The organism is Streptomyces sp. VTCC 41912 (genome assembly GCF_045799175.1).
GTDB classification, from domain to species: Bacteria; Actinomycetota; Actinomycetes; order Streptomycetales; family Streptomycetaceae; genus Streptomyces; species Streptomyces albulus_C.
The window spans coordinates 308418-332531 of the sequence record NZ_JBJMAB010000001.1 but is presented as its reverse complement, the minus strand read 5'-3'; the positions used below and the strand labels follow the sequence as shown (position 1 = coordinate 332531).

Below are 24114 nucleotides of genomic sequence, written 5' to 3'. Positions count from 1 at the left end.
CGCCGGATTCTGGCTGGCGATGCGGGAGACTGCGGGGAAATGGCCTCGTGCAGGCCGTCCGTCATGCTGCGGCGGCCTGCCGCTCCCGAACTTCGAAGCCGTGGCGTTCGGTGAGAGTTGCAGGCGTGCACCAAGAAGTGAGGGCGTCCCAGGGGGGATGGCCCGGCCTGGCGATCACGAGGCAGTCACCATTGATTGCGGTGATGCGACCAACATGACCTCTGGTGGCATCCAGCACGATGTCTCGAACGTCGAAGCCCATGCGTATTCCCTGTGATGGTGAGGCCCGCCCCGGCAGTGACGTCGCCCAACGATGCCGGGGCGGGGGATGGTGGCCGCCCAGATCCCGGAGGGGGGATCTGGGCGGCTTGGAGCCCGACTGAACGGCCCCCTTGGCGTGTCAGTCAGACTCCGTACTCCCCGATATCTCCGACGGGAGGAGACTGGGAGCCCAAAGGCGGGGGTGGGCTCTACCGCTCGGGGAGCAGTCCCGGCGCCCCTGCATTCGCCGGGAGTTGGTGGTCAGTCAGCTGCCTGAGCGCTGGTCGTTCGGCGCGGACGGGGGCCTAACCCCCGCGGAAGCGAGGCGGCGCTAGTCATGGGCTGTCTCAGCCTTCATGGGCCGAGGTGCAACCGTCCTTGACGGCTCCCACGAGGCGAGCAGCCGAGTTGGCAGTCCGGTGTTGGCGATCAAGGGCGTTCCGAAGGTGGGGGTTTCCGATGGAAGAGATCGGACGCCAGCTATAGGCAATCCCGTTAGGTCTGATCTTTACGTCATCCCTATTGGCGCGCACCAGGTACCGAAAGCCAAACAGGAGACCTCCGGATGGAGGCTCGGTTACGTCGATATGCAGCGGACCCAGGTCTTCGTCATCCGCCCAGACCTCAAACCATCCTGTTGTTTCCATGAGAACGCGAACGGATGCAGCCAGGAGGGAAAAGTCGTCAACAATCGGACTGCCTTCGATGAAAGCCCATCGGTCGCCATGCCAGCAGCAGAGAACATCTCCCGATTCGTTCAGGACGACGGCACCGACCCTGACGTGAGGGCACCTGTCCCCATGGACGCAGCGCCCCTCAAGGCGATGACTGCGAAGCGCATTGAAAAGTAGGTGGAGCTGAGGCTGTTCAGCTTCAGCATGCCGCGAGAACTTGTGAAGTTCTCGGACGATCGATGCTGCGTCCACTATTTCTCCTCACCCGTTAGCTCAGCCCACACAACCTTTCCCCACTGTTTCCTCTCGTAGCCCCAGGAGGCGGACAGCGCGGCGACGAGAACCAGGCCCCGTCCCGACTCGGCGTTCTCATCGGGACAGCGAATAGTCGGGGCGGCCAGGCTCCTGTCGATCACGCCGATCCGAACCCTGAAGCGTTCTCGCGAGATCACCACCTGAATAGCCGAAGAGCGGGTGTGCGTAACGGCGTTGTTGACGAGTTCCGAGACGATCTGCGAGCTGGCGTAGCCCAGTTCCTCGTGGCCCCAGGCGCTGAGCGCAGTGGAGACGAGCGACCGGGCCCTGCCTGCTGCCGCAGGCGTGCGGGGGAAGGTCTGGGCATAGCCCGGAACACCGGTCCCGGCGGGTCTTGCGGGCGTCGTGATCACGGGGTCATCCCTCCGAGGCGGTGGAACTCCCAGCCCTGACGGGGGTTCAGGGGCGGGGCGCTCTCCTCCAGCACCACCAGACAACCCGGCGGCGTCATGCGGAAGCAAGACGAACGTAGAAGAGCTGGAGGCCAACCTCCAAGCAGATTGCGCGAGTTTGCAGGAGGAGGATTGACGGGGCTGCACCGCGGGTTGACCATCGGTCTGACGCGCAAATCAGCGCAAGGCAGCAGACAGGAGAACGACCATGAAGCTACGGTTCCTTGGTAAGAACTCCCAAGGTGGCGAGTGCCCGACCCTCTACGCCACGGATCGTGACACCTACCTCGTGCAGGGCTGGAAGATCTTCGCGAACGATCTGCTGATGCAACTCACCATCCCCGAGGGCGAGACGGCCGTGGAGGTGCCGACAGAGCTGTTCGAGCACCTGGAGAAGGATGGCCTCCCCTCCGGTGAGTTCCGACGCCTGGAGGACCCCCTGATGATCCTCACTCCTGGGGGAACGTACGTTGTGCAGGGCCAGGAGGTGACCGACCCCGAAGCACTGGCACAGATGGACATCCCGGACTACGAAACCGTGGTCGAGGTCCCCAAGGCCGCGATCACTGCGCTACTGGAGGAACCGCGTGGAGCTGATCTCCAGCGACGAGCGCAACCAGCTCTTTGAGAGCTGCGCGCACGGCGCCTTCCACTTGGAACTGAGGGACGACTACTCAGTCCCAGTTGAGGACGGCCCTTACGCGAGCTGGCTCCGCGGGGAGGCAGTGGACAACTCGTTCATGGTGCCGTGGACGGATCTCGTGAAGAGGGTCACCGGCGCAGGGAAGTACATGCGCCGTGTGCGGGTTGTCACCGAGCCGCACACCCCTTACATCCAGTGGGAGTACGTCACCGCCCACGTCAACGAGGAGGCCGGCGAGTCTGTCCGGTGGTTCCCACGGCACGGGTTGCCCGAGGGCATGGTCTTCCCGATAGCGGGGAATGACTGGTGGTTGTTTGATGACAACCTCTTGGCCGTGGGGCACTTCAACGACTCGGGTCGGTTCATCGGCAACGAACTAGTCGACGCTCCCGGTGCCGTAGCCGAATGCGTCCGTGTGCGGGACCTGCTTTGGTCGTCCGCCATCCCGCACTCCGAGTACAAGCCCTGATCCTTCCGTGAACAACCAAGCACAAGAGACGCGCGAGGCGTTGGGAGCCCGGCTGCGTGGATTCCGCAAGGACGCGGGGTTCAGCAGTGGCCGGGCCTTCGCCGCTGCCACCGGGTGGCAGGAATCCAAGGTCTCTCGCATCGAGAACGGCAAGCAGAATGCGAGTGAGGACGACATCCACCTCTGGTGCCGGCTCACTGGGCACGAGGCCGAGGCGAGCGACCTGGTAGCGACGGTCCGTCACATTGACGAACTGTGGATGGATTGGCGCCGGGTGCTTGCTGCCGGGGCCGAGAACCGGCAGAAGAAGTCCTTGCCGCTGTATCAGAAAACCAAGGTCTTCCGAATCTGGGACCCCAACATGGTCTGGGGGACGATCCAGATTGCCGAGTACGCCGAGAACGTCTTCGAGCTGCTGTCCGACTTCCACGACACACCAGCTGACAAAGAAGCCGCCGTAGCGAAGCGCCTCGAACGACAGAGGTACCTTTACGAGGGGAACCGAATCTTCAACGTGCTCCTTGGCGAACAGGCTCTTTACTCGAACCACGGCGGCTCAGAGGTCATGAGGGCACAACTAGATCGCTTGTTGGCCATCCTGGCGCTGCCGCGACTCAGTTTGGGCATCGTCCCCAAGTCGGCTCCCCTCGCCATCTTCACAGGTCACGCTTTCTCGATGTTTGACGACAAACTTGTCCTCGTCGAGACGTACTCCGCGGAGATGACTGTGACGCAGCCGAAAGAAATTGCGCTATACCGCGAGGCATTCGATCGACATAGGCAGTCTGCTGTCTATGGACAGGCAGCAAGAGATCTTATACTGGCTGCTATCGACCATTTCGAACGACTGGGAAGGAAAAGCCATGGCTGAGATGTCGAACTGGCGTACCAGCAGCTACACGAAAACGAATGATTGCGTTGAAGTCGCCGACAACGGCCCGGATCGCGTCCGTGTTAGGGACACCAAGGACCGAGAGAGGGCCATGCTGCACTTTACACCGGGCTCTTGGGCCTGCTTTGTCGAGTTCAGCAAGCGGCTGTCCGTGTAGCGTAAGATGCGCCCATGGCGCAGAAGGTAGTAACTATTTTCACGGACGACCTCACGGGCGAAGAGTCCTCGGAGGCCACCACCCACACGATCGCGCTTGACGGCGTGAATTACGAAATTGACCTTGGGCCGGACAGCTACGACAAGCTTTTGGAGGCCCTGGCCCCCTTCACCTCGGCCGGGCGGCGGGTCCGGGGAACGCGGAAGGCCAGCGGACGCGCAGCCTCGACGGCGAGCAGCGGCGAGGACACGGCGAAGATCCGCGCATGGGCCAAGGAGAACGGCTACGAGGTTAACGACCGCGGTCGAGTGCCGGCTGAAATCCGCGAGGCTTACACAAAGGCACACTGATCCGCCCAATTGCGAAAAGGCCCCTCATGTCTGTGAGGGGCCTTCGTCGTTCCCGTCTTCATGCAATCGACTTCGCTCCCCGTGCCGCGGCCCGACACCGGGCCCGGGGGATGCTCCACCTCGGGCCCGGCGGCTTACCCGAGGGCGCCGAGGCTCGTCAGTACCAGGACGAAGAGCGTCAGCGCGACGCCGGCCGCGGCCGAGCACGCCCTGACCCAGCCCGGAGCGTGGAAGCTTCGCCTGCCCCCGAAAATGCTACGTCGCTTTACTCATCTCCATCAGGAGGCAAGGGTGTCGTTTTCAAATTCGTCAACGGCTGGTCCCGTTTGTTTCACATCTTCAGAGTCCGCTGTTTGCTGGTTAAACTTCAGGGGCAGGTCCGCCCCACCGCAGTGATTTAGCGGAGTTTCGGCAGGCAGCACGGCAAAAAGCCCGGTCACTGTTCCGCTGTCGTGTTTAGTGGCTCCCTCGCCGCGCGTTGTGGTGCCGTGGTTTGCGCACGAGTTATCGAATGACGGGGAAGCGAAGACGATGATGCCACCAGCGGATGCGGGGGCCGCGGTTGCGAGTCCGGCACCGAGTGCTGCGGCGGTGACTCCGAGGGCCGTAAGAGTCCTACGAGCGGTCATGTCCGACCAACGATGTGCGGGCCGTGAAGGTGTCACGCCTTCACCCATTTAGCTCAACCAGTACGAGAGGTGATGAGCATGACTAGCTCACTGACAATGATGCAACCCAAAACACTGTCTCCACCAGAAGGTCATTGCCCTTAAGGAGGGCTCTTGATGTGGGTATATATAACCCCCGGCATTAAATATGTACCTGTCATCAGGGATGAACCGTAACACCAGTACCCCAAAACGAGACTAAGGTCACCCGGCAGGGCGAAAACAGCTAATTCACTCTTCACCTCGGGCCCCGATCCGCCATTTCGCCACCTCCAAGGCTCCAAAATACCCCCTGACGGGCTATCGACCTTCCCTCCTCGGTCAAACGGGGTAGCTCTGCGAGGTCGGCAGTAATCCCCCTGGAAATTTCATACCCGTACACGGTTGGAGGAAGGCACCCGCGCGATGAAGGTGTATGTGTACTGGGTGAGTAAAACAGGTGAGCGGCAGCTCGTCACTGTGGTCGAGCGATGAAAAGGCCCCGCCGCGCCGTGAGGTGCGGCGGGGCCTTTTTCCGTTACAGCTTCTTCTTGAAGTAGTCGTCCTTCACGACCAGTCGCTGTTTCACGTCATCTGGGATGAGTAGCTCACACTGTCCCCCGTGAACCAGGAATGTGATTCCTCCCCGCAGCAGATCTTTCTCCATCTGGTCTGTGCCGAGTTTCGACCAGTGCTCCGAGTAGGTCACGCCCATGGGCCGGTAGCGCCAACGGTCTTGAGTGCTCTCGGGATCGATGCTCTCCAACTCGGCGCCGAACTTCTGAAGGGCTTCTTCGGCTTGCTTCTGGATGAAGCCGCCTACTGAGAAGGAGCCGCCGGGTGCGAGGCCGTCCATGTAGTGCTTGACCGATGCCTTGAGGTCGGTGACGCGGGCTAGGTTCTCCGCGCCGCGAGCGTACTCCCGTGGATCACCTCGTAGTGGCCCAACTGGTCAAGCACCGTATCGGCGAGTGCCCCATACATCTCATCAGGGTTGAAGGTTGGAGCGCCGCACGGCTCGGTGGTGTATGTCGAGCAGCGCAGTCTGGCGTTGGTGCGGGTCGAGCCGTCCTTCCGCTTTCTCTTCGTGACGTGCTTGTACATGTTGGCGCCGCAATTTCCGCAGAGGATCACACCCAGGAAGAGCGAGAGCTTTTTGCCTTTTCCGTCCTTGCGTCCATGCTTGGTGTTCCGCTTCAGTCGGTCCTGAAGTTGATCAAACTCGTCGTCCGTGAAAATCGGAGGAGCAAGCCTGATCGGCTGGCCGTCCGAGTCGTAGACGATGCGAGAGATGTCCTTGCTCTGAGCCTTGGGGGGCCGGATTACCCGCAGTCCCCTAAGGGCCGGATTCGTCAAGATGGACGTCAAGTTCCTCGCGTACCACCTCCCCCCGCTAGGCGCGGGTACACCTGCCCTGTTCACTATCTGCGTGATCTTGTACATGGAACGACCGCGCATCAGCATGTTGTAGATCCATCGCAGAACTCTCTTCCGGAAGGGGTGGACTACGAGTTTCCGGCCGTCCGGCCCCTCTTCTGTGGTGTAGCCGTAGACCGGCTTACCGATCAACCACCGGTCAACAGTGCGGGTGTATTTCCATAGTGATTCCAGGCGAATGCCGGTATTGGCAGCCTCGATACGAGCCATGCCGGCGATCATCGTGACCATCATTTCGCCGTAGGCGCTGTCGAGGTCGATTGGGTCTTTGTCGGCCGCAAGAATCTTGCCGTACTCCTTGCACCACTCGATCATCAGGTGGAGATCGGAGATACGCCGAACAAATCGATCAAGCTTCCAGAAGAGGATCTGGTCGAATTCCGGGGCGCGGTTGTTGATCCAGTCACCCAGCTCCGGGCGCTTCCACGGCGGAACCTTGGTCGCGGAGACGTTCAGGTCGCGGGCGACGCCGACCACGCGGCAGCCGCGCATGAGTGCAAAGCGGTGAAGGTCCAACTCTTGCCGGACGGGACTGGTTGTCTCGTCTGTGAGGACCGAGAGGCGGATGGACAGAAGGGCCCGGGGGGCATTCAGGGGAAGGAGCGACTCCCGTTCCCGCAGTTCCTCTAGCTCCCGCAGCTCCGCATCGGACCACTGTGAGTCAAGCAAGGTGAATCCCAACTTTCGGTGTCACCTAGCACGTAGGCGTGAATGATCCACATCCGTGACACCGTGCGCTGATGTGGACGCTGGCCTCGCCCACACGTATGTACTTGGTGTGGATTTGGCCTGACATCCACATGACTCCGGAGGAGGGGATGCGGGCTCACCTGGACCTCCAGGGCGGGGAGCCGCGCGGGGTGCTGCTGCCGATCCACTGGGGGACCTTCAACCTCGCACCGCACCCGTGGGCCGAGCCCGCGGAGCGCACCGTCGCGGCGGCGCACCGGGCCGGCGCGGAGGTGGCGGTGCCGCCGCCGGGCCGGCCCTTCGAGCCCGCCGACGCGCAGGTCGTGGAGCCGTGGTGGCGGGCGGCGGCGGTGCCGCCGGTGCAGGGGTGGCCGAGCTGGCCGCCGGCGGGCCCGGAGGTGGCGCGGTCCGGTGCGGTCGTGGAGGGGGCGGCGGCCGCGGTCGCGGTCGAACTTCCGGAGTGAGGCGGGACCGGTGATGCCGCTGAGGCGGCCGAGGTCACCCCAACGACGCTTTCCTGTACGGAGGTTCGGATCTTTTCGCACCTCCGTGCGGGGCGTGCCTACCTACGGAGGTGGCGCGGGGTAGCGAAACCCCGAAGGGGGTCCGAACCCCACCCCCGCAACAACTAGCGTGCGTGCTCCGCGAACTGCCAACGGCCGATCCGGAGGGCGCCGATGCCTACCGCAACCCCGCCGAGGACCGAGACGTCCCTGGAGGCTCCCAGGTCCCATGGCGGCCGGCGCGGCCGGGCGGTTCCCTCGGAGCCGGTCACCGACGCCGCCATACGGTCCCGCCTGGTCCGGCTCGCCGCCGTTCCCGCCCTGCTGACGGCGGTGGTCTGCGCCGGCGTCACCGCGTTCGTGGTGCGCAGCGGCGGTGCCCGGCTCACCGGCCGCGAGTGGCCGGTGCTGGCCGGCGGCCTCGTCGCGGTCTGCGCCGTCGTCCTGGTCGGCGGCCTGGTCGCGAACGCCGAGGCGCGGGCCCTGGCACACCGCTGCGCGCGGCTGCGCCAGGTGTGCGCCCGCGCGCAGGCCGACATCGCCGATCTCCTCGACCGGGTGCGCAACGACGCATGGCTGCACGCCCGTGAGGACCGGGAGCCGTTCCCCGGGCCCGGTGGTGACCCGCTCGGGCAGCTCGCGCACGAGGTCGCCGCCACCGGCCGGGCCGCCGAGGCCGCGCTCATCGAGGCGGTGGGGATCGTCCGCAGCGACGCCACCGGCAACCAGCAGAAGCTGGAGGTCTTCGTCAACCTCGCGCGGCGCCTGCAGTCCCTCGTGCACCGTCAGATCCTGACCCTCGACGAGATGGAGCACCAGGTCGAGGACCCGGACCTGCTCAAGGGCCTGTTCGTGATCGACCACCTGGCCACCCGGATCCGCCGGCACGCCGAGAACCTCGCCGTGCTCGGCGGTGCCATCACCCGCCGTCAGTGGACCCGTCCGATCACGCTGACCGAGGTGGTGCGTTCCTCGACCGCGGAGGTCGAGCAGTACACCCGGATCAAGCTGGTGTCGCCTTTCGAGGGCACCCTGCGCGGGCACGCGGTCGCCGACGTCGTGCACCTGCTCGCCGAACTCGTCGAGAACGCCACCGAGTTCTCCGACCCGGAGACCCCGGTCACGGTGCGGGCCCGGCACGTCACCGCCGGGCTCGCGGTGGAGGTCGAGGACCGCGGTCTGGGCATGCCGGCGGAAGAGCAGGAGCAGATGAACCGGCTGCTCACCGACCCCGCACGGATCGACCTCACCCAACTGCTCGACGACGGCCGGATCGGCCTCTACGTGGTCTCCTCGCTCGCCCAGCGGCACGGCCTCGTGGTCCGGCTCCAGAGCAGCATCTACGGCGGCGTCCAGGCCGTCGTGATCGTGCCGCCGGAACTGCTCGGCGACGACTCCGCCGAGACCCGGGAGGAGTTCTCGGACGGCATGGAGAGGGAGGAGGGCGAGGGGGCCCCGCTGCTCCCGGCGGGCGGTCAACGGGCCTACGACCAGCGCCTCGACGGGTCCGCGGGGCGCCGCGCAGCGGTCGCCGCCCCCGCCGCCCCCGCGCCCCTCGCCGCCGACGACCGTCCGGCCCGCGCGCTGCCGCCCGCCCCCGGGCGCACCGCCGGACCCGACGATGCGCCGGCCCGCCGGCGCATCGTGCGCACCCCCGCCGCGACCACCATCGCCAGCGTCGAGGCCGCGGCGCTGACCCCGCAGCACGGCTGCGGTGCACCCGACGGCCCGTTCGTCGGCGTGCCGGTCGGCGGGCACCCCGCCGACCCCGGTCCGGTGCTCCTGCCGCCCCCGCCGCCGCCCCTCGACGACGCCAGCCGCCCCCGACTGCCGCGCCGCGTCAAGCAGGCACACATCGCCCCCCAACTGCGCGACGTGCCGGTCCACCCGCCCCAGCGCACCGGCCCCGAACGCCTCCACGACCCGAACCTGATGGCCGCCTACCAGCGCGGTTTCAGCCGTGGCGACCCCAGCTACGCGGCCGGCCTCACCGCCGCCGGCCACCCCACCACCGCGCCTGCCACCACCCCGGGCCAGGACCGCGCACCCGGCAGCCGGCAAGACCCCGAACTGCTCCTTGCCCCCGATCACGACGCCCCGATGGCCCGCCCCCAAGGAGACGACCCCGACCATGGTGAGTGATGTGCGCGCGCAGACGACCGCGGAGTTCAGCGGCACCCAGCACACCGACCTTTCCTGGCTGCTGACCGGACTCGTCCAGCGAGTGCCGCACACCCGCAGCGCCGTCCTGCTCTCCGCCGACGGCCTCGTCAAGGCCGCGCACGGCTTCGAACCGGACGTCGCCGACCACATGGCGGCGCTCTCCTCCGGCCTGTACTCCCTGGCCCGCAGCGCCGGTTCCCGCTTCGGGGAGGGCAGCGACATCCTCCAGGTCGTCGTCGAGATGGAGCAGACCTTCCTCTTCGTCGCCGCCGCCGGTTCCGGCGCCTGCCTGGCGGTGCTGGCCGGCCGGGAGGCCGACGCGGGGGTGCTCGGCTACGAGATGGGGATGCTGGTCAAGAGCGTCCGACCGTACCTGTCGACGCCTGCGCGCCACCAGGTCCCGGCGGGTGGCCGTTGACCGTGGTCCTGCCGCGCCGGCAGCGGTCGTGCGGGCCGGACGCGCCGTGGATCGACGAGGTGGCGGGCCGGCTGGTCCGCCCCTTCACCGTCAGCAGGGGCCGTACCCGGCCCACGGCCGACTTCGACCTGATGACCATGGTGCGGGCGACCGGACGGCGAGCCGCCGGCCTCCAAGGCCCCGACTACGACCGGGTCCTGGAGCTGTGCGGCGGGCCCGTCCCGGTCGCCGAGGTCGCCGCGCACCTCAGGCAGCCCGCCGCGGTGACCAAGGTGCTCCTCGCCGACCTCGTCGACTGCGGGGCGCTCACCGCGCGGACCCCTCCGGCCCTCACGGCCGGGCCCGCACCCCGTACCGACCGTGCCCTGCTGGAGGCCGTGCTGCATGGACTTCGTCAACGACTCTGACGCCCGGCTGCCGGAGCATCCCGCGCCCGACTCCTTCCCCATCGCACTGAAGGTCCTGGTCGCGGGCGGCTTCGGCGTCGGCAAGACGACCTTCGTCGGTGCGGTCAGCGAGATCGCACCGCTCAGCACCGAGGAGCTCATCACCCAGCTCAGTGCCGGCACCGACGACCTGGCCGGTGTGGAGGACAAGACCACCACGACCGTCGCCCTGGACTTCGGCCGGATCACGCTCGGTCCGGAGCACGTCCTCTACCTCTTCGGGACGCCCGGGCAGCACCGCTTCTGGTTCCTGTGGGACGAGTTGTCCCGCGGCGCGCTGGGCGCGGTGGTGCTCGCCGACACCCGGCGACTGGACCAGTGCTTCGCCGCGGTCGACTTCTTCGAGGGGCGGGGCATCCAGTTCGTCGTCGCGGTCAACGAGTTCGACGGCGGACACCACTACGCGGCCGCGGAGGTCCGCGCCGCCCTGGATCTCGCGCCGCGGGTCCCGGTGGTGCTCTGCGACGCCCGCCAGTGCGCCTCCGGCACCCACGTCCTGGTGTCCCTCGTCGAACACCTGCTCAGCCCCGTCCGCACCGCCTCCCCGGAGCCGTCATGAACGTCCCCTCCGTCCGCTTCCCGATCCCTTCCCGCCATCCGTCCTGGCGCTATCCGCAGTCCGAACTCCCGCATCTGACCGACGCCTTGACGCGGCGTCTGGTGATCACTCCGGAGGACCACGAGGCGCCGGCGCGGGTGGCCCGACTGCGCGAGCTGGGCATCGGCAAGAACCCGCTGCCCGCGTTCGACGACTTCGCCCGCAAGCTCGCCCGGACCACCAACACCCCTTTCGCGATGGTGAACTTCGTCGACGAGCACGAGCAGTACTTCGCCGGCCTCTACGCCCCCGACCTCGACACCTCCCTCGAACTGGGCCCGGCGCCGCCCAGCGGCCGCCCGGAGCGCGTCATGGCCCGGGACCATGGCTACTGCCCGTACGTCGTGGTGCGGCGCAAGGCCCTGGTGCTGGAGGACGTCTGCGACTACCCGCGGTTCGCCGGGAACCCCGTCGTCGACGGACTCGGCATCCGCACCTACCTCGGCGCTCCGCTGATCGACCGCACCGGCACGACCCTGGGCACCGTCTGCGTCGTCGACCGCGAGCCCCGGCCCTGGGGGCGCGAGGGGCTGCACACCATCAAGGCGTTCGCCGCCGAACTCGTCGAGCAGGTACACGAGATGGAACGGCGGCAGCAGGAGGCCGACGCCTCCTGACGGGCACACCCGTCCATGGTGGAGCCCCGTGCGGCCCGCACGGCCGAGCGGTGCTCCCCTGCGGACGGGTGCGCACGCCGGCGGCGCCGGCGGCGACCGCTCAGGACACCTGGGCCAGTGCCTCGCGCCCGCCCGGCAGCGCCGCCGCCTCCTCCGGCCGTTCCACCGCAGCGGGGCGCAACAGCGCCGCCAACCGCTCCGACCACTCGCCCTTGCCCTGCCCCAGCGCGAGTTCGCCCAGCCGCAGCAGTTGCACGTCGGAGGTGCCGGCCGGCGCGAAGACGTGGTGCGCGTCGCGCAGGAAGCGCTCCACCGGACGGTCGGTGAACAACCCGCAGGCGGCGTGGACGTCCATCGCGTCCTGCGCGGACTCCAGTGCCGACTCCACGTTCACCAACTTGGCGTTCATCAGCTCCGCGTCGCACGGCAGCCCCTGGTCCAGCAGCTGCACCGCGTGGTAAGCGGACAGTCGGGCGAGCAGCAGCCGGGACTGGATCCGTCCCAACTTGAGCTTGACCGTGGGGAGTTCCGCGAGCGGCTCGCCGTAGCGCCGCCGCTCGGTGCAGAACGCCGTGGTCTCGTCCAGGACCGCCTGGTGGATGCCGAGCGAGACCGCGGTCAGGTTGGGCCGGCCGTAGAGCACGCTGGAGGAGTACGCCACGGACAGCCCGTCGCCCTCGCGGCCCAGCAGGTGCGTCGCCGGCACCCGGCAGTCGTCGAAGAACAGCTCGCCGAAGCCGAAGCCGTGCAGGCCCATCGCGGGCCGCTGCGGACCGACCCGGAGGCCGGGTGTGCCGGACTCGACGAGGAAGGCCGACAAACCCCCGGAGCCCTCGCCGGTGCGGACCACCACCCCGTGCAGGTCGCCGATGTGGCTGTTGCCGACGTAGGTCTTGCGGCCGTTGAGGACGTAGTCGCCGCCGTCGCGTACGGCGGTGGAGGTCATGCCGAGCACGTGGCCGCCGGAGTGCGGCTCGGTGACCGCGATGGTCGGGAGGCAGTCGCCCGAGGCGATCGCCGGCAGCCAGGTCTTCTTCTGCTCCTCGCTGCCGAAGTGGACGATCTTCGCGACGCCGAGCTGGGACGCCTGCACCATGGCGCCCATCGCGGCGCTGACCCGGGACAGTTCCTCGATGATGACGGTCTTGGCGACGTGGCCGGCGCCCATCCCGCCGTGTGCGCGGTCCACCGTCGCGCCGATCCACCCCTGCCGGGCGATCAGCCGCGAGAGGTCGGGGCGGACGGTGCGGCTCGCCTCCATCTCGGCGATCCGGGGGCGGACCTCGTGCTCGGCGAAGTCCCGTACCCGACGCCGGAGTGCTTCATGCCGCTGGTCGATGAAGTAGCGATGCAAGACGGGCCCTCCTCCGCGAACCCCCGCGTGCCGACCGCTCGTTGCCTCGGGGCGACACGGGCGGTGCCGCCGAGATCGTATCGGAAATGATCTTGAAACTACCGCGTGCAATACCCGTTGGCATACCAGGTCCGGGTCGCGCAAAACGTCGACCAGGCGCATCCATACGCGCACTTGGAGTGCGTGAACGCGCCGCACAACCCCCGCTCGCGGAATTCCGGAACGCGCGGTTCCGGGGCATCCCGGAACCGCGCCACCCCGCGCCTCCCGCCCCTCAGTGCCCGGTGTCGCAGCAGGACTCGCGGCGCTGCTGCCGGCCCACCGCCAACCAGTCGGTGCCGGCGGCCGCGCGCAGCGCCGGCCCGCCGGGCGCCGGGAACGACTCCACCAGCGCCCGCTGCTCGAACAGCCGCCCGCCCTTGAGCACCGCCGACGTCCGCACCAGCGCACCGAGGTCGTGGAACGGATCGCCGTCCACCAGCACCATGTCGGCGAGCTTGCCCACCTCCAGCGTCCCGAGGTCCCGCTCGGCACCGAACACCCGGGCCGGCAGCACGGTCGCGGTGCGCAGCGCCTCGACGACGCTCAACCCGCCCCGGTGCAGCGCCCGCAGCGACAGGTGGAGCGAGAGGCCGACCGGCACCAGCGGCTGGTCGGTGCCCAGCGCCACCCATCCGCCGCCGTCCAGGATCCTTCGGTACACCCCCACCTCGGTGGCGATGTCCGCCAACTGGGTGGGCGTCGGCCGGCGCGCGGCAGCCTCCCGCACCACCGCACCGTCCCACGGCGGCATCAGCCGGCTCACCCGCACGTCCTCGGCCAGCGCCGGATCCTCGCCGATCAGCGGCGCCGACGAGAACGGCGTGGCCAGCATGTGCATCCCACCGGACGTGTAGACGTCCTCGACGTCCTGGTACGCGTGCCCCGACGCCGACACCGCGTGCCCGAACTCCAGCCGCTGGGTGGCCTGGAGGTGGGTGGTCAGGTCCTGGCCCAACTGCACGCCGGGGCTGAGCAGGTGGCTCCCCGAGCGCACCCCCAGCTCACCGTGGGCGAAGCGGGCCGCCTCCGCCATCACCCAACCCGGCGCCCGCACATAGGTCTTGACGAAGTCCCAGTCCAGCGCCGCGCCCCGGGCCAGCGACCGGCGCAGCCCCGCCGCGGTGCGGTGCGCCCGCCCCATGCTGTACGCCACCCGCCCGCCGTCCAGCAGCTCGCCGCAGGTCAGCAGCCGCGGACCGGCCAGCGCCCCGGCGGCCAGCGCCTCCCGCAGTCGCGCCTGCTCGTACGAGAAGCCGCCGCAGGACACCGTGGTGGTGATGCCGTACGCCAGCTGCAACGCGGTCTGCCGCCCGCCGTACGTCGTCTGCCAGGGGTGGGTGTGCGCGTCCCACAGCCCCGGCAGCACGGTCCGTTCCGCGGCGTCCACCCGGCGGGCGGTGCCGGCGCGGGACGCCCGGTGCGGCTCGACGGCCGTGATCCGCCCGTCGCGGACCACCACGTCGACGTTCTCCCGCACGGTGTCGCCGGTGCCGTCCCAGAACCGGCCGGCGTGCACCACGGTGTCCCGGGCGCGCGCCGGCCGCCGTTCCAGGGCGAGGGGCACGGTCCGGGCCGGACCGCCGGACACCGGGACCAGCCGCAGGGTGCCCGCCGAGAGGTACAGCAGCGTCGTGGCGTCCCCGGACCACGACGGGTGGTCCGCGGCCTCCTCGGTCAACTGCCGCGCCGCACCGTCCGGCGTACCGTCCGGCCGCACCGGCAGCACCCACAGCGCCGACTCGGCGATCAGCGCCAGCCACTTCCCGTCCGGCGACCACACCGGCCCCGAGTCGTAGCGGTCCGCGATCGAGACGTGCTCGGCCACCTGGTGGAGCCGGTCCTTCCCGGTCTCCGCGTCGACGATCCGGATGACGTTGTAGCCCTCGCGGAACCGGCGGTTGAGCCGGTTGCGGTCGCACAGCGCCAGGTACCTGCCGTCCGGCGACCAACTGGGCCGCCCCGGCAGGCCGCCCGCCCCCATCGGCGCGGCCAGCGCCTTCTCCGCGCCGTCCGCGAGGTTCCGCACGACGAGGTTGCCCATCATGTCCAGCGCCGCCAGCCGCGAGCCGTCCGGCGACAGCGCCGGCTGCACCCGCCCGCCGGAGGCCAGCACCGTCTCCGCACCCGAGTCCAGCTCCCGCCGGCGCACCGCGAACAGCCCGTCCCGGTCGTCGGCGTACACCAGGGCCCGGCCGTCCCGCGACCAACTCGGCGCGAGCACGTAGCGGGTGGGTGCGGCGGCGGTGATCCGGCGCGGCGCGCCGCCACCGGAAGTGGGCGCCAGCCACAGGGAGTTGAGCGCCGCGAAGGCGACCCGGCGGCCGTCCGGGGAGAGCGCCGGCAGGTGGATGCCGCGGACCGGCCCGCCGGCGGTCCGCTCGAAGCCGTAGTCCTTGACGCGGTACCGCGGACGGTCCAGGGGCAGCCGCGCGGCGAACGGGATGGTCTCGACCCGTTGCGGAGCGTCGGGCCGGACGATTCGGAACTGGCCCCCGACCGTCACCAGTAGGGCGTCCCGCGACACCCAGCGCGGCGGCACCGGCTCCACGTCCCCGTCCACCGCCACCGCCGCGCCGTCCACCACCAGCGTGCAGGTCGGCCCCGGCGCCTCGGTGGTCCGCAGGTACGCCAACCGCCCCGCGGGGGACAGCGCGGGCACCATCACCTGCGCCACGGCGGTCTCGGTGTGCTCGGTGCGCACCGCACCCCGCCCGTCGGCCGGCACCGACGCCACCGTCCGCGAGACCAGCGCCGTGCCGTCCAGTCGGCCGCGCACGAACACGATCCGGGCGCCGTCCGGCGACCAGCAGGGGTCGAAGTCCTCCCAGGCGCCGGTCTGGTGGGGGCCGTCCTGACCGGGGAGCCCGGTCACCCGGGTCAGCCGCCCGGACGCCACCTCCAGGACCCATAACCGGTACGGGCTGCCGCCCACCGGGTCGCCGCCGCGCTCCGAGGCGAACGCGAGCCGGGTCCCGTCGGGCGACCAGGCCGGCCCCCGGTCGTCCCACGGGCCGTCGGTCACCTGTGTCAGGCCCGAGCCGTCCGGGGCCAGCGTCCACAGGTGGAAGTTCCCGCCCCGGTAGGCGCAGACCGCGATCCGGCGGCCGTCGGGGGAGTGCACCGGACGGGTGGGCTCCAGGTCGGGCGGGGTCAGCGCCCGCGCGTCGCCACCGGCCCGGGGCAGCGACCACAGGACGTTCTGCACCTCGGCGACCAGCCGGTCGCCGGACGGTGCGAGGGAGGCGGCGCCGTTGGTGGCGGCGGTGAAGGACAGCGCCGCGGGCGTAGCGGCCGCGACGTCCGGCAGGGGCGCGGCCGTGGCGGGCGATGCGGCCACGCCCGCCAGGCCGGCCGCGGCGGCGGCCGACGCGGTGCCCTGGAGGAACCTGCGGCGGGAGAGCGGCGAACGGGGGGACGGAACGTGCTCGGGGCGGTCTGCGGTGTCCAACGATCCTCCTGCGAAAGGGGGTTGCGGCACAGTGCCGGCACAGAACCGACCGATCGTGTCACGCCGGGCCGGCCGCGGACCATCTCCGCCACGCGCGCCCCGTGGCCAACCACTGCCCCACGGGCCAGAGTGGGCGCGACCGACGACCCGTCAGCCCCGGGAGAGCACCATGCAGCAGGACGTCCACCAGGCCCCCGACGGCGCCCGCATCGCCACCTACACCTGGCTACCGGAGAGCGGCACCCCGCGCGCCCTGGTCCAGATCGCCCACGGGGCCGCCGAACACGCCCGCCGCTACGCCCGCTTCGCCCGCTTCCTGACCGGTCACGGCTACGCCGTCGTCGCCTCCGACCACCGCGGCCACGGCGCCACCGCCGCCTCCACCGGCGGCCGCGGGGTCACCGGCGAGGACGCCTGGCGGGCCACCGTCGGCGACCTCAAGGGCATCGGCGACCGCGCGGCCGCCGCCCACCCGGGCCTGCCCCTCGTCCTCCTCGGCCACAGCATGGGGGCGATGCTGGCCCGGGACTACGCCCAGGAGTACGGCGCCGACCTCGCCGGACTCCTCCTCACCGGCGTCTTCCGCACCCTGCCCGGCCTCGACGTCGACACCGCCGCGGCCGCACTGGAGGCGGAGATCGCCGCGGACGGCCGGGCGCACCCCTCCCCGTTCCTGCCGCGCGTCTTCGGCTCCTTCAACGACGCGTTCACGCACCGCACCGGCTACGAATGGCTCTCCCGCGACACCGCCGAGGTCGACCGCTACGTCGCCGACGCGGACTGCGGCTTCCCGTTCTGCGCCGGCCTGGCCCTGGACTGGGTCCGCGCCGTCCGCAAGGTCAACGACCCGGCCCACCTGGCCCGCATCCCCCGCGGCCTGCCGATCCACGTCGCGGTCGGCGACCAGGACCCCTGCCACCAACGGATGACCCTGGTCCACGAACTCCTGGAGGACTTCCGCTACCTCGGCATCCGCGACCTGACCTGGCGCGGCTACCCGGGCGCCCGCCACGAGATCCTCAACGAGACCAACCGCGACGAGGTCCAGGGCGACCTGCTGGCCTGGCTCGACGCGCATCTCTGACCCGCCGGGCGCACACCAGCCGCGGGAAGGCGGCGCCGGTCCGGGCCCGCAGGCCCCGCGGGCCCGGACCGGCGACCCGGGCCCGCGGCGGCCGGACCTCAGACCTGGCCCGGCTTGAAGACGTCCTGCTCGATGAGGAGCTTGTCGATCCGGGCCTTGTCCACCCGGTTGGTCACCTCCGTGGCCTCCTGCCTGTCGCGGACGCACTTGGCCAGGGTGAACGCCGACGAGACCACGAAGACCAGCCCCAGCCCGAGGAACCCGCGCTCCCAGGCGCCCACCGGGAGCTTGATGATCCCGATCACCAGGGCCACCAGCGACAGGCCGAACGAGAGCGCGGCCTGCACGAAGAAAGCCGTGGTCGTCGGCCGCTGAATCGTTGGAGTGCTCATGCGCGTAGCGTGGCGGCACGGTGACGCCGCCGCATGAGTACGGGTACTCATCCCGGCCACGCTCGCCGCCCACCCGCGTCGCCCACCCCGGCCGGAAATGGCGACGCGCACCCTCTGACTTGGGGTATTGTTCTCGTGCACGACCACCCGGGGAGATCCCCGGAGGATCGGGCAACGGGACGTGGCGCAGCTTGGTAGCGCACTTGACTGGGGGTCAAGGGGTCGCAGGTTCAAATCCTGTCGTCCCGACTTGCGGATACGTGAGTCAGAGGCCGTGTCGGACTTCACCGACACGGCCTCTTCTCGTTGCTCCCCGCGTTCGCGGCATCCCTGGCCTCCCTGGCGTTCGCGGCCTCCCTGGCGTTCGCGGGTCGTTCCCCGTGCTCCGGGGTGCCTCCGGAGCACGCCCGCTGTGCGTCCGCTCCCTCCCGCCTTCGCCTGCTGCCCCCTCTCGCCCCAGACGCCCCGACCGTTGCACGCACAGTTGTTTTCTCCTCACTCAACTCGCGGTTAAGTTCGACCTTCCTCACTGTCCGTATGTGGACTGGTGCGGCCTGTTCCCGGCGTGTCAGGATGGGGGCGTAGCTTCGACGGCCTTAACTGCGCGTTGGGCCGGCCTGACGGACGGGGGAATGGCAGTGGGGGGCGACAGCCGGCCCAAGGGGGAGGGCAGCGTGCTCGCGGAGCGGCTCAACCACCTCTTCGCGCACATGCACCCACCGGGCGCTCCGTACACCAACGCCCACGTCGCGGACGAGATCAGCCGCGGGGTGGCGGAGTACGGCGGCGTCAAGGTCACCGAGCAGTACCTGTCGATGCTGCGCAACGGGCGGCGGACCAACCCGGGTCCCGAACTCCTGCGCGCACTGGCGAAGTTCTTCGCCGTACCGGTCGGGTACTTACTGGGGGACCTCTCCCAGCCGCAGGCCGCGCGGGTGGAGGAGGAGGTCCGGTTCCTCGCCGCCATGCGGGACCAGCGGGTGCGCGCCATCGCGCTGCGCTCGGTCGGGCTGCCCCCGGAAGTGCAGGACAGCCTGACGACGATCATCTCCCAGTTCCGCCGGCAGATGAACCTGCCGGACGGCCCGCCGGAGCAGGGTGGTGATCGGCGTGGCACACGGCCCGATACGGACCGCTGAGCGCGACCGGATCTTCACTACCTGGCGGCGGGCCGGACACGAGGACGGGACGAGCATGCGAGTGGGGCAGATGCGCAGGCGGTGCAAGCAGCTCATCAAGGAGTTGCAGCTGCCCGCCTCGACCGATCTGCGGGGGATCTGCGACGTCGTCGCGGCGCGGGTGGCACGGCCCGTCCACCTCGTGCCGATGAGCCTGGGCGGCGTGGTCTCCGGGATGACCGCCACCACCGACGACGGCTACTGGGTCTTCTACGAACTCAAGACCTCCCCCTGGCACCAGACCCACATCGTGCTGCACGAACTCAGCCACCTCCTCCTCGGGCACGCGCAGGACCCGGCCGTCACCGAGGACGCGCTGCGGATGTGGACCCCCTCCGTCGACGTCGCCACCGCCATGCAGCGGATGGGTCTGACCATGGGCTTCGCCCGCCACCACGGCTACGACAACCTCGCCGAGCGGGAGACCGAGGTGCTCGGGACGCTCCTGATGGAGCACGTGGTGCCCGCCACCGCGGAACGGGAACTCCCGCTGGCGGGACCCGCCGCCGAGGTCGCGGCCGCGCTGGGTCCCGCGCTCCAGCACATCCGCCGCCAACAGGAGGCGGCCGGACCCGCAGGAGGCCCCGGTGTTTGACGTCGTCTACCTCTGCTTCGCGGCCGCCGCCTGGGCGTTGGTGGCCTACAAGGCGGTCGCGTGGTTCCGGGACCGCCGCAACACCGACCTGGGTCTCGCCTGCCTGATGACCGGCGGCGTGGCCACCGTCTTCCTCTTCTCCGCGCCCAGCCTCTACCGGGGATTCGACCGGCTGGTCGGCGTCGCCAACCTCGCCATGGTCTTCCTCTACTCCTCCGTCGTGGTCTTCGCCGCCGGGGCGCTGGTGCTGCTGCTCCGCTGGACGACCGGTGAGGGCGAGGCGGCCCGGGCCAGGGCGCGGAGCAGGGCGCGGGCCGTGGTCGCCGCGGTGGCGTTCCTGTGGGCGGTGGCCGTCACCGGCTTCGCCGTCGGCCGCCCGGACGCCGTCGAGCACCCCCGCGACTTCAGCACCGCCTACGCCGACGCCCCCGGCGTGATGGTCTTCCTGGTGCTGTATCTGGCCATCTTCGGGGCGAGCCTGGCGGGGTTGGGGACGCTCTGCCCGCGTTACGCCGCCCGGGTCGGCGCCTCGTGGCTGGCCCGCGGGCTGCGGGTACTGGCCGCGGGCTGTTGGCTCGGCCTGCTCTACTGCGCCTGCAAGGTCATCGGCTTCGTGCTGTCGTGGACCGGGCATCCCGCGCCCTGGCTCTCCAACGGCGTCGCCCCGCTCAGCGCCTCGGTCGCCGCGATCCTGGTGCTCGTCGGCTTCAGCCTGCCCGCGGCCGGCCCGCGCGCCGCGGCCTGGCGCCGATTGCGCCGCCTGACGCCGCTCTGGCGGACCGTCACCGCACAGGCCCCGGAGGTCACCATGGACGGTTCGCGGTGGGCCGGCCGCTGGCCCTTCGCCGACCTGGAATGGCGCGCCAACCGCCAGATGGCCGAGATCCGCGACGTGCAGCGCGGCCTGCGCCGGCACGTCGAGTCCGACGCCATCGACATCGTCCTCGAACGCGCCCGTGCCGTCTCACTGGACGACCGGCAACTGGCCGCGGTCGCCGAGGCGGCGGCCCTGCGGCGCGGCCTGGAGAACCGCGCGGTCGGTCACGTCCCGGATCACGGCGCCGACAGCGTGGTGGTCGCCGAAGGCCGACAGGCCGCCCGACTCTCCTCCGAATACGAGCACTTGGCGCTGGTCGCGGACGTCTACCGCTCGCCGCTGATCGAGACCGTGCTCACCGAGTTGCGCCAGCGCAGCGCCACCGCGCACAGCTGACCGCAACACCACAGACGGGGTGGCCCGGTACGGGGGTCCGGGCCTCCCCGCACCGCGCACGGCGGCACCGGCCCACGTGGCCGGTGCCGCCCGGCGCCCCGTCCCCGGTGATCTAGGCTCGGGCGCCATGCAGAACACCGCCGAGACCGGCCCCGCAGCCCCCCTCGACACCACCGCCCTCCTGGACGACCCGTACGCCGCCTACGCCGCGCTCCGCGAAGCGGGCCCGGTGCACCGGATCACCGGCACCGACGGGCAGCCCGCCTGGCTGGTCACCCGCTACGACGACGTCCGCAGCGCGCTGGCCGACCCCCGGCTCTCGCTCGACAGGCGGCACGCCACACCGGGCAACTACCGCGGTTTCTCGCTGCCGCCCGCCCTCGACGCGAACCTGCTCAACATGGATCCGCCGGACCACACCCGGATCCGCCGCCTGGTCGTCAAGGCGTTCACCCCGGGCCGCATCGAGGCGCTCCGGGCTCCCGTGCAGCGCATCGCCGACGACCTGCTGGACGCCATGGCCGCGCGGGGCCGCGCGGAACTCGTCACCGACTACGCCGGACCGCTGCCGATCACCGTCATCTGCGATCTGCTCGGCATCCCCGTCGAGCGCCGGCGCGACTTCCTGGCCTGGTCGGACGCGCTGATCACGCCCGACCCCAGCCGTCCCCAGGCGATGAAGGAGGCGATCGGCGCGATGCTGGAGTTCTACACCGGGCTGATCGCCGCCAAGCGCGCCGAGCCCGGTGACGACCTGCTCTCGGACCTGATCGCGGTCCGCGACGACACCGCGGACGACCCGGCCGGCGACCGCCTCAGCGAGGACGAACTGACCTCGCTCGCCTTCCTGATCCTCTTCGCCGGCTACGAGAACACCGTCCAGCTCATCGGCAACGCCGTCCTCGCCCTCCTCGACCACCCCGAGAGGCTCGCTGCGTTGCGCCGAAATCCGGCCGAACTGGCGCCCGCCGTCGAGGAGTTCCTGCGGTACGACACCCCGGCCTCCCTGGCCATCCGCCGCTTTCCGGTCGAGGACCTGGACATCGGCGGCGTCCGCATCCCGGCCGGCGAGAGCGTGCTGCTCTCGATCGCTTCCGCGAACCGCGACCCCGAGCGGTTCCCCGACCCGGACCGGTTGGACCCGACCCGCGAGCTCTCCGGCCACCTCGCCCTGGGACACGGCATCCACTACTGCCTGGGCGCACCGCTGGCCCGCATGGAGGCGGAGATCGCCATCGGCGCCCTCATCAGCCGCTTTCCCGAGCTGCGCCTCGACGTGGCCCGGGACGAAGTACGGCACCGTCGGACCATCCGGGCGCGTGGCCTGATTTCGCTGCCCGTGGCCTGGTAATCCGGGAACGCACAAGTTTTTGATGCGTAACCGTTCAGTCATGCGGTAGAAAAGTGCTGTGACCCGCCCGGTGTGCATCCCCCGTCGCACCGGGCGGGTCCTTCTTTGCGAGTGCGCACATCGGCGACACGCCGGGCGCAGCACCCTTCGGTGGCCCGTCTGGCGCATCCGCGCTGCGCCCGCCGCCGCCCCTCCTTAGCGTGACCCCATGGCATTTGACGCGCTTGTGTCCAAGAAGGCCGGTGCGCTGGCACTCATCGCCGCCGCCGGAGTGTCCCTGAGCCCGATACCGGCCGATGCCCGTCCCGCAGCACCGACGGGACGTCAGGCCGCGGCCCCCGCCCGGAAACTGCCCGGCGGCCTCAGCGCCCTCGCCTGGATGGTCGCCGACGCCGACACCGGCAAGGTGCTGGCCGGCCGGAACCAGCACCGCAGACTCGCCCCCGCCAGCACCCTGAAGACCCTCTTCGCCGTCACGGTGCTGCCCAAGTTCTCGTCCGGCAAGGTGCGCCAGGTCAGCGCCGGCGACCTCGCCGGTCTCGGCTCCGGCAGCAGCGTCGTCGGCATCCGCCAGGGCCAGCGCTACTCCGTCGCCGACCTGTGGCGCGGCGTCTTCCTGCGCTCCGGCAACGACGCGGTGCACGTCCTCGCCGCCATGAACGGCGGCTGGTCGGCCACCGCCCAGGAGATGCAGCAGACCGCCCGCCGGCTCGGCGCCCGCGACACCACGGTCAAGTCGCCGGACGGCTACGACACCCCCGGCCAGGAGTCCTCCGCCTTCGACCTGACGGTCTTCGCCCGCGCCGGCCTCGCCAACGCGGACTTCGCCCGCTACTGCTCCACCACCCGCGCCGGGTTCCCGGCGGCCGGCGGGGGCACCCTGCAGATCGAGAACACCAACCGGATGCTGGTCGGCTCGCACGGCCTCCCCCGCTACCCCGGCATCATCGGCGTGAAGAACGGCTACACCAGCAAAGCCGGCAACACCCTGATCGCCGCCGCCCGCCGCCACGGCCACACCCTGATCGCCACCGTGCTCAACCCCCAGTCGGGCGAGGCCAACGGCGTCTACAAGGAGGCGAGCGCCCTGTTGGACTGGGGCTTCAACACCGTGACGGGCCCCGAACCGGTCAGCCGCAGCGAATCCGACGACGAGGAGTGACGCCGCTCCCTGACGCCGGCCCGCCTCACCGGCGGGCTCCCCGGCCGAACGCCTACCGGGCGCGCAGTCGGGGAGCCTCCCCGGGGGCCGAGACTGGACCGGCCGCCCCGTCCTGGGGAGTTCCGGCCAGCCGACCGATCAGCTCCCGCGCCCAGGCCGTCAGCCCGTCGACGTCGATGCCGTACGGGGCGGCACCGGCGTAGCGGGCCAGTGCCGCCGCACCCCGTCCCAACAGCGCCGCGCCCCCGGTGGCGTTGCCGCGCGCCGCGTGCGTGAGCCCCACGGCCAGCTGCGCCAGACCGCGCCACAGTTCCCGCTCGGACTCCGGCGCGGCCTTCCAGGCGTCCTCCAGGACCTCGTGGGCGTGGAACGGCATCCCGGCGTCCAACAGCCGCTGCGCCTCGGCCAGTGCCGCGTCGGGGGTGCGGTCCACCCCCTCGGGCTGCCGGGCGACGCCCGGTGCCCCATAGGGCAGCGGACGGCCCAGGCCGTCCCGGGGGCGGGCGTTGCGGGCCCGGCCCTGTTCGTCGCGGTCACGGGCGCGGGACGCCGGGGCGCCGCCCTCCTCGTGCCGGGTGGGGTCTGGGTGGTCCTCTGGGGCGTTCACCCTTCGATTGTGCGTC

The 24114-nt window shown here is 70.3% G+C and carries 25 protein-coding genes, 1 tRNA gene and 1 pseudogene; 19 read left to right on the top strand and 8 right to left on the bottom strand.

The annotated features are described in order from the left end of the window. Positions 1-61 precede the first annotated feature (61 nt). Positions 62-262, bottom strand: coding sequence for a hypothetical protein (locus ACJ6WD_RS01515; protein ID WP_376446853.1), 201 nt, complete (start codon positions 260-262; stop codon positions 62-64). 418 nt (positions 263-680) lie between these two features. Between ACJ6WD_RS01515 and ACJ6WD_RS01510 the strand changes: the two genes are divergently transcribed. Further along, entirely contained in the window at positions 681-1112 is a 432-nt protein-coding gene (locus ACJ6WD_RS01510) for a hypothetical protein (RefSeq protein WP_407614978.1), read from the top strand. A 74-nt stretch (positions 1113-1186) separates the two neighbouring features. On the opposite strand, the gene ACJ6WD_RS01505 is transcribed toward ACJ6WD_RS01510, so the two are convergent. Continuing rightward, complete coding sequence (locus tag ACJ6WD_RS01505) at positions 1187-1603, bottom strand: ATP-binding protein (RefSeq protein ID WP_407614977.1); 417 nt, start codon at positions 1601-1603, stop codon at positions 1187-1189. Positions 1604-1850: 247 nt separating this feature from the next. Here ACJ6WD_RS01505 and ACJ6WD_RS01500 point away from each other — a divergent pair, with 247 nt between their 5' ends. From ACJ6WD_RS01500 to ACJ6WD_RS01480, 5 genes are read left to right on the top strand one after another with little or no spacing between them, the layout of a single operon-like run. Further along, on the top strand, positions 1851-2270 hold the full coding sequence (locus ACJ6WD_RS01500) for a hypothetical protein (protein WP_407614976.1): 420 nt from the start codon (positions 1851-1853) through the stop codon (positions 2268-2270). Then, positions 2230-2754, top strand: a complete 525-nt coding sequence (locus tag ACJ6WD_RS01495) for a DUF6879 family protein (protein ID WP_376447904.1) — start codon at positions 2230-2232, stop codon at positions 2752-2754. The genes ACJ6WD_RS01500 and ACJ6WD_RS01495 overlap by 41 nt, the downstream gene beginning before the upstream one ends. 7 nt (positions 2755-2761) lie before the next feature. Continuing rightward, positions 2762-3625: a helix-turn-helix domain-containing protein gene (locus tag ACJ6WD_RS01490; protein ID WP_376447902.1), complete on the top strand. Its 864-nt coding sequence runs from the start codon at positions 2762-2764 to the stop codon at positions 3623-3625. Beyond that, positions 3549-3803: a DUF397 domain-containing protein gene (locus tag ACJ6WD_RS01485; RefSeq protein ID WP_407614975.1), complete on the top strand. Its 255-nt coding sequence runs from the start codon at positions 3549-3551 to the stop codon at positions 3801-3803. The genes ACJ6WD_RS01490 and ACJ6WD_RS01485 overlap by 77 nt, the downstream gene beginning before the upstream one ends. 14 nt (positions 3804-3817) lie before the next feature. Next, positions 3818-4153: an Lsr2 family protein gene (locus ACJ6WD_RS01480; RefSeq protein WP_407614974.1), complete on the top strand. Its 336-nt coding sequence runs from the start codon at positions 3818-3820 to the stop codon at positions 4151-4153. 1185 nt (positions 4154-5338) lie between these two features. Here ACJ6WD_RS01480 and ACJ6WD_RS01475 read toward each other — a convergent pair. Next, positions 5339-5656: a hypothetical protein gene (locus tag ACJ6WD_RS01475; protein ID WP_407614973.1), complete on the bottom strand. Its 318-nt coding sequence runs from the start codon at positions 5654-5656 to the stop codon at positions 5339-5341. Between the two features lie 38 nt (positions 5657-5694). Beyond that, positions 5695-6906, bottom strand: coding sequence for a recombinase family protein (locus ACJ6WD_RS01470; RefSeq protein ID WP_407614972.1), 1212 nt, complete (start codon positions 6904-6906; stop codon positions 5695-5697). Positions 6907-7022: 116 nt separating this feature from the next. Here ACJ6WD_RS01470 and ACJ6WD_RS01465 point away from each other — a divergent pair. The 6 genes and pseudogenes from ACJ6WD_RS01465 to ACJ6WD_RS01440 form a co-directional block, all read left to right on the top strand. Beyond that, positions 7023-7391 (top strand): annotated as a pseudogene (locus ACJ6WD_RS01465) (MBL fold metallo-hydrolase); the annotation flags it as partial. 213 nt (positions 7392-7604) lie between these two features. Then, positions 7605-9572, top strand: a complete 1968-nt coding sequence (locus tag ACJ6WD_RS01460; protein WP_407614971.1) for a sensor histidine kinase — start codon at positions 7605-7607, stop codon at positions 9570-9572. Then, on the top strand, positions 9562-10011 hold the full coding sequence (locus ACJ6WD_RS01455; RefSeq protein WP_233656509.1) for a roadblock/LC7 domain-containing protein: 450 nt from the start codon (positions 9562-9564) through the stop codon (positions 10009-10011). The genes ACJ6WD_RS01460 and ACJ6WD_RS01455 overlap by 11 nt, the downstream gene beginning before the upstream one ends. Continuing rightward, the gene (locus ACJ6WD_RS01450) at positions 10008-10418 is read left to right on the top strand and encodes a DUF742 domain-containing protein (protein ID WP_233656510.1); all 411 of its coding nucleotides are present in this window, start codon (positions 10008-10010) and stop codon (positions 10416-10418) included. The genes ACJ6WD_RS01455 and ACJ6WD_RS01450 overlap by 4 nt, the downstream gene beginning before the upstream one ends. Then, on the top strand, positions 10396-11016 hold the full coding sequence (locus ACJ6WD_RS01445) for an ATP/GTP-binding protein (RefSeq protein WP_233656511.1): 621 nt from the start codon (positions 10396-10398) through the stop codon (positions 11014-11016). The genes ACJ6WD_RS01450 and ACJ6WD_RS01445 overlap by 23 nt, the downstream gene beginning before the upstream one ends. After that, on the top strand, positions 11013-11672 hold the full coding sequence (locus ACJ6WD_RS01440; protein WP_233656513.1) for a GAF domain-containing protein: 660 nt from the start codon (positions 11013-11015) through the stop codon (positions 11670-11672). Before ACJ6WD_RS01445 ends, ACJ6WD_RS01440 begins: the two co-directional genes overlap by 4 nt. Positions 11673-11772: 100 nt before the next feature. Here ACJ6WD_RS01440 and ACJ6WD_RS01435 read toward each other — a convergent pair whose 3' ends face one another. Both ACJ6WD_RS01435 and ACJ6WD_RS01430 read right to left on the bottom strand, forming a co-directional pair. Next, a complete protein-coding gene (locus ACJ6WD_RS01435) occupies positions 11773-13026 on the bottom strand; it encodes an acyl-CoA dehydrogenase family protein (protein WP_407614970.1) in 1254 nt (417 codons plus the stop codon). Between the two features lie 274 nt (positions 13027-13300). Continuing rightward, positions 13301-16516, bottom strand: coding sequence for an amidohydrolase family protein (locus ACJ6WD_RS01430; protein ID WP_407614969.1), 3216 nt, complete (start codon positions 16514-16516; stop codon positions 13301-13303). Positions 16517-16685: 169 nt separating this feature from the next. Between ACJ6WD_RS01430 and ACJ6WD_RS01425 the strand changes: the two genes are divergently transcribed. Then, positions 16686-17600 (top strand): alpha/beta fold hydrolase, encoded by a 915-nt coding sequence (locus tag ACJ6WD_RS01425; RefSeq protein WP_233656517.1) that lies wholly within the window; start codon positions 16686-16688, stop codon positions 17598-17600. Positions 17601-17698: 98 nt separating this feature from the next. Here the strand turns inward: ACJ6WD_RS01425 and ACJ6WD_RS01420 are convergent, their stop codons facing one another. Continuing rightward, complete coding sequence (locus ACJ6WD_RS01420) at positions 17699-17992, bottom strand: YiaA/YiaB family inner membrane protein (RefSeq protein ID WP_233656519.1); 294 nt, start codon at positions 17990-17992, stop codon at positions 17699-17701. Positions 17993-18167: 175 nt separating this feature from the next. Between ACJ6WD_RS01420 and ACJ6WD_RS01415 the strand changes: the two genes are divergently transcribed. From ACJ6WD_RS01415 to ACJ6WD_RS01390, 6 genes are all read left to right on the top strand, one after another. Then, a tRNA-Pro gene (locus tag ACJ6WD_RS01415) sits at positions 18168-18241 on the top strand. A 383-nt stretch (positions 18242-18624) separates the two neighbouring features. Next, positions 18625-19131, top strand: coding sequence for a helix-turn-helix domain-containing protein (locus ACJ6WD_RS01410; protein WP_037633993.1), 507 nt, complete (start codon positions 18625-18627; stop codon positions 19129-19131). Positions 19132-19192: 61 nt separating this feature from the next. Beyond that, on the top strand, positions 19193-19765 hold the full coding sequence (locus ACJ6WD_RS01405; RefSeq protein WP_233656759.1) for a hypothetical protein: 573 nt from the start codon (positions 19193-19195) through the stop codon (positions 19763-19765). Then, positions 19758-20978: an MAB_1171c family putative transporter gene (locus ACJ6WD_RS01400; protein ID WP_331246423.1), complete on the top strand. Its 1221-nt coding sequence runs from the start codon at positions 19758-19760 to the stop codon at positions 20976-20978. The genes ACJ6WD_RS01405 and ACJ6WD_RS01400 overlap by 8 nt, the downstream gene beginning before the upstream one ends. 127 nt (positions 20979-21105) lie before the next feature. Next, positions 21106-22329, top strand: coding sequence for a cytochrome P450 (locus ACJ6WD_RS01395; protein ID WP_407614968.1), 1224 nt, complete (start codon positions 21106-21108; stop codon positions 22327-22329). A 208-nt stretch (positions 22330-22537) separates the two neighbouring features. Continuing rightward, complete coding sequence (locus tag ACJ6WD_RS01390) at positions 22538-23491, top strand: D-alanyl-D-alanine carboxypeptidase family protein (RefSeq protein ID WP_233656522.1); 954 nt, start codon at positions 22538-22540, stop codon at positions 23489-23491. A 52-nt stretch (positions 23492-23543) separates the two neighbouring features. On the opposite strand, the gene ACJ6WD_RS01385 is transcribed toward ACJ6WD_RS01390, so the two are convergent. Beyond that, positions 23544-24098: a DUF309 domain-containing protein gene (locus tag ACJ6WD_RS01385; protein ID WP_016574855.1), complete on the bottom strand. Its 555-nt coding sequence runs from the start codon at positions 24096-24098 to the stop codon at positions 23544-23546. Positions 24099-24114: the final 16 nt, after the last annotated feature.

What these genes read in the sequence shown, in the direction of transcription:
- ACJ6WD_RS01515 (WP_376446853.1), bottom strand. Translation starts at nt 262, where the DNA reads ATGGGCTTCGACGTTCGAGACATCGTGCTGGATGCCACCAGAGGTCAT.
- ACJ6WD_RS01500 (WP_407614976.1), top strand. Translation starts at nt 1,851, where the DNA reads ATGAAGCTACGGTTCCTTGGTAAGAACTCCCAAGGTGGCGAGTGCCCG.
- ACJ6WD_RS01485 (WP_407614975.1), top strand. Translation starts at nt 3,549, where the DNA reads ATGGACAGGCAGCAAGAGATCTTATACTGGCTGCTATCGACCATTTCG.
- ACJ6WD_RS01480 (WP_407614974.1), top strand. Translation starts at nt 3,818, where the DNA reads ATGGCGCAGAAGGTAGTAACTATTTTCACGGACGACCTCACGGGCGAA.
- ACJ6WD_RS01475 (WP_407614973.1), bottom strand. Translation starts at nt 5,656, where the DNA reads ATGGACGGCCTCGCACCCGGCGGCTCCTTCTCAGTAGGCGGCTTCATC.
- ACJ6WD_RS01460 (WP_407614971.1), top strand. Translation starts at nt 7,605, where the DNA reads ATGCCTACCGCAACCCCGCCGAGGACCGAGACGTCCCTGGAGGCTCCC.
- ACJ6WD_RS01455 (WP_233656509.1), top strand. Translation starts at nt 9,562, where the DNA reads ATGGTGAGTGATGTGCGCGCGCAGACGACCGCGGAGTTCAGCGGCACC.
- ACJ6WD_RS01445 (WP_233656511.1), top strand. Translation starts at nt 10,396, where the DNA reads ATGGACTTCGTCAACGACTCTGACGCCCGGCTGCCGGAGCATCCCGCG.
- ACJ6WD_RS01440 (WP_233656513.1), top strand. Translation starts at nt 11,013, where the DNA reads ATGAACGTCCCCTCCGTCCGCTTCCCGATCCCTTCCCGCCATCCGTCC.
- ACJ6WD_RS01425 (WP_233656517.1), top strand. Translation starts at nt 16,686, where the DNA reads ATGCAGCAGGACGTCCACCAGGCCCCCGACGGCGCCCGCATCGCCACC.
- ACJ6WD_RS01420 (WP_233656519.1), bottom strand. Translation starts at nt 17,992, where the DNA reads ATGAGCACTCCAACGATTCAGCGGCCGACGACCACGGCTTTCTTCGTG.
- ACJ6WD_RS01410 (WP_037633993.1), top strand. Translation starts at nt 18,625, where the DNA reads ATGGCAGTGGGGGGCGACAGCCGGCCCAAGGGGGAGGGCAGCGTGCTC.
- ACJ6WD_RS01395 (WP_407614968.1), top strand. Translation starts at nt 21,106, where the DNA reads ATGCAGAACACCGCCGAGACCGGCCCCGCAGCCCCCCTCGACACCACC.
- ACJ6WD_RS01390 (WP_233656522.1), top strand. Translation starts at nt 22,538, where the DNA reads ATGGCATTTGACGCGCTTGTGTCCAAGAAGGCCGGTGCGCTGGCACTC.